Origin of the sequence: Klebsiella sp. 2-CIP_Kleb. (assembly GCF_050378715.1) — a bacterium.
Taxonomy (GTDB): domain Bacteria; phylum Pseudomonadota; class Gammaproteobacteria; order Enterobacterales; family Enterobacteriaceae; genus Klebsiella; species Klebsiella quasipneumoniae.
In genome coordinates this window covers 1-3126 of record NZ_JBNRLG010000022.1, presented here as the reverse complement: position 1 = coordinate 3126, position 3126 = coordinate 1, and the positions used below count along the sequence as shown (strand labels likewise).

The window sequence follows — 3126 nt, the reverse complement described above, 5'->3', positions numbered from 1 at the left end:
CCTCGCGGCGAACGGCTCTCAAACGGGTGAAGGTTATATCCAGGGGGCAGGTTCAGCAGGTCCCCGCACAAAGTCAAAACCGCGGCCCCGGCAACTCAACGGGTGATGGTTTTAAAAGGCAAAACAACGGATTAAGGAGATTCATCATGGCAGCACGTGGCGTTAACAAAGTCATTCTGGTTGGACATCTGGGACAGGACCCGGAAGTGCGTTACATGCCCAACGGGGGCGCAGTGGTCAATCTGACGCTGGCCACGTCTGAAACATGGCGTGACAAGCAGACGGGAGAGATGCGCGAAAACACCGAGTGGCACCGTGTTGTCATGTTCGGCAAGCTCGCGGAAGTGGCGGGCGAATACCTGCGTAAAGGCGCACAGGTCTACATCGAGGGCCAGCTGCGCACTCGCAACTGGCAGGACGATGCCGGAGTCACGCGCTACGTCACCGAGGTGCTGGTCGGGCAGAACGGCACCCTGCAGATGCTCGGCGGCCGCCGTGAATCCGGAGTGCCTGAGAGCGCCGCGCAGCCGCAGAATCCTGCCACCCCGGCACAACCTGCTCAGGCCGCAGCTAAATCCCCGAAAGCGAAGGGCGGTAAGAAAGGCCGTCAGGATGCCGCCCCGTCTCAGCAACCGCCTCAGCCTCTCCCGGATGATTTCCCACCAATGGATGATGACGCGCCCTTTTAAACCACGATGAAGACGCCCCGTTCAGGCGGGGCAGAAAAGGAGAAACACATGGACCATAACGTTTTGTCCCCGCTTGAATCCCTGCCGGATGGCACGTTTACCCGCGAGCAGGCTCAGGTTGTAGCAGCGCAGTATCAGAATGTGGCGATTGAAGATGATCAGGGGACCCATTTTCGCCTTGTCGTCCGTCAGCAGGATGACGGCAGCATGATCTGGCGCGTCTGGAATTTTGAACCGGGCGGCGAGGACATGATGAACCGCTACATCCGGGACTACGGAGTACGCAAAACGAAGTAAGCAGTAAGAAGAAGGCCGGACAGGTGGGCTGTCCGGCAGACATTCATCAATAGCTAAGAGGTATCAATTATGTCTGCAACAGAGTCTAAGGTAAAAACTGCACCGAAAACCAGCAAAAAAACGCTTAAGTCTGCCGAAGCTGAGGCGCTTAAAGTGGCTCTCGATGCCGCACAGGTCGAGTATGTCCCGGTGACGGCACTGGTGAAGTCTCCCCTGAACGTCAGGACCATTCCCTATCCGGCGGAGAAAGTCTGTTCAATGGCAGATTCCATTGAAGCCATTGGCCTGTTGCAGAATCTGGTCGTGCATAACCTCCCGGATGGTCGCTGTGGTGTGGCTGCCGGTGGTCGTCGCCTGAAAGCGCTGCAGCTCCTGCAGAGTGAAAACCGTATCGATGCCGGATATCAGGTGATGGTGAAAAAGGTACCTGATGAACTGGCTGTTGCGGCATCAATGGCAGAAAACGAACAGCAGATGGCAATGCACCCGTCTGAACAGATCGCCGGGTTCCGCACACTGGCAGAGCAGGGGAAAACCCCCGCGCAGATTGGCGATTTGCTGGGGTTCGGTACGCGTCATGTTCAGCGCATGTTGAAACTGACCGAACTGGCTCCCGAAATTCTGGCGGCGCTGGCGAAGGATGAAATCACCACCGAACACTGCCAGGCACTGGCGCTCGAAAGCGATCAGAAACGCCAGGTGGAAGTGCTGGAATCCGCCCGCAAACGGTCCTGGAATAATGAAGTATCAGTTTCCTCGATCCGTAACCTCATTACCTCAGAAGAGGTTTCCACAAACGGCGACAAATTCCGCTTTGTGGGAGAGGCCGCATTCAGTCCGGATGAAATCCGGGTTGATCTCTTCAGCAGCGAAAACGGCGGCTATGTCAAAAGTGCATCGCTCGATACCGCCCTGCTGGAAAAACTGCAGAACATCGCGGAGCACCTCCGCGAAGCGGAAGGCTGGTCATGGTGTGATGGTCGTCTTGACCCGATTTCTCACTACGGGAAGGACACTAAAATCTGGCGCCTGCATGCTGTCCCGCCTGTGGAATATACCGAAGCCGAATCAGAACGTCTTGCAGAGCTGGAAGCTCTGGAAGCTAAGTATGAAGACGAGAACCCCGGCGTGAATGATGACGTCGTGGCCGGGGCTCTGGAAGCCGTCTGGGAAGAACAGCAGACCATCGCGCACCGGGCAAAACACCGGGCATGGACGGATGAAATGAAGCAATCTGCCGGAGTGGTGGTTTCCTGGACTGGCCAGGAGGTGAAAGTACAGCGCGGTGTGGTGCTGTGCGCCGATGAAAAAATGGAGGAGAAGGATGCATCCACCGATCAGGCCCCTGAAAAAGTCGATCCGCTGGACGCCGTCAGTGTCCCGTTGCTGACCCGCCTTTCTTCTGAACGCACACTGGCGGTTCAGGCGGCCCTGTTGCAGCAGCCGCAGAAAGCCGTCGCGCTGATGGTCTGGAAAATGTGTAACTCGGTTTTCCATACCACAACGTCCGTCAAAGAGCCGTTCTGCATTAGCGTGAGTGTGTCGCATTACGCGCTGACCCGTGAAGCACCTGACGGTGAAAACAGCGTTGCGTTTCAGGCCATCCAGTCAGAAAAAGAACGTCTTGAAGCCCTGCTGCCGGAAAACTGGCGAAAGGATATGACCACCTTCTTTACGCTCGATGGCGCAACACTGATGGCACTGATGGCTTTCTGCACCGCCTGCTCCATAGATGGTGTACAGGGCAAGGATGAATTTGGTCGTAAACACCAGAGTTCGCTGGATGGGGTGGAAAACGCCATTCAGTTTGACCTTCGTGACTGGTGGAAACCGACGGCGGATAACCTTTTCTCGCACATGAAGCTGCCACACATTGTACAGGTACTCTCTCAGGCCGGACTGACTGGCGCAGCACAGGACGCCGCGAAGATGAAGAAAAAGGATGCCGCTGAACATGCAGAGCACTTCCTCTCAAAAATCCGTTGGGTTCCGGAATGGATGACCAGTGCCGACAACCAGAAACAGCCTGTGAAGTGGTCAACAAAAACTGGCCACCGCGTTAGAGTTTTTCCAGTATCGGTTTTCTGATTCGTTTGGTGGTAACCCACCATTATATTCGTGCGGTCTTAGTGCGCTGTAA

Annotated in this window: 2 protein-coding genes and 1 pseudogene; all 3 read left to right on the top strand. The window is 55.8% G+C overall.

The annotated features are described in order from the left end of the window. Positions 1-146 precede the first annotated feature (146 nt). Positions 147-689 carry a single-stranded DNA-binding protein gene (locus ACQUTP_RS25625; RefSeq protein WP_014343512.1) on the top strand — a complete coding sequence of 181 codons (543 nt, stop codon included), beginning with the start codon at positions 147-149 and terminating at the stop codon, positions 687-689. Positions 690-737: 48 nt separating this feature from the next. Next, entirely contained in the window at positions 738-986 is a 249-nt protein-coding gene (locus ACQUTP_RS25620) for a DUF905 domain-containing protein (RefSeq protein WP_047062077.1), read from the top strand. 69 nt (positions 987-1055) lie between these two features. Next, a pseudogene (locus ACQUTP_RS25615) lies at positions 1056-3011 on the top strand (ParB/RepB/Spo0J family partition protein); the annotation flags it as partial. Positions 3012-3126 lie beyond the last annotated feature (115 nt).

Excerpts from the sequence above, each read along its gene's own strand:
- ACQUTP_RS25625 (WP_014343512.1), top strand. The coding sequence starts at position 147 with ATGGCAGCACGTGGCGTTAACAAAGTCATTCTGGTTGGACATCTGGGA.
- ACQUTP_RS25620 (WP_047062077.1), top strand. The coding sequence starts at position 738 with ATGGACCATAACGTTTTGTCCCCGCTTGAATCCCTGCCGGATGGCACG.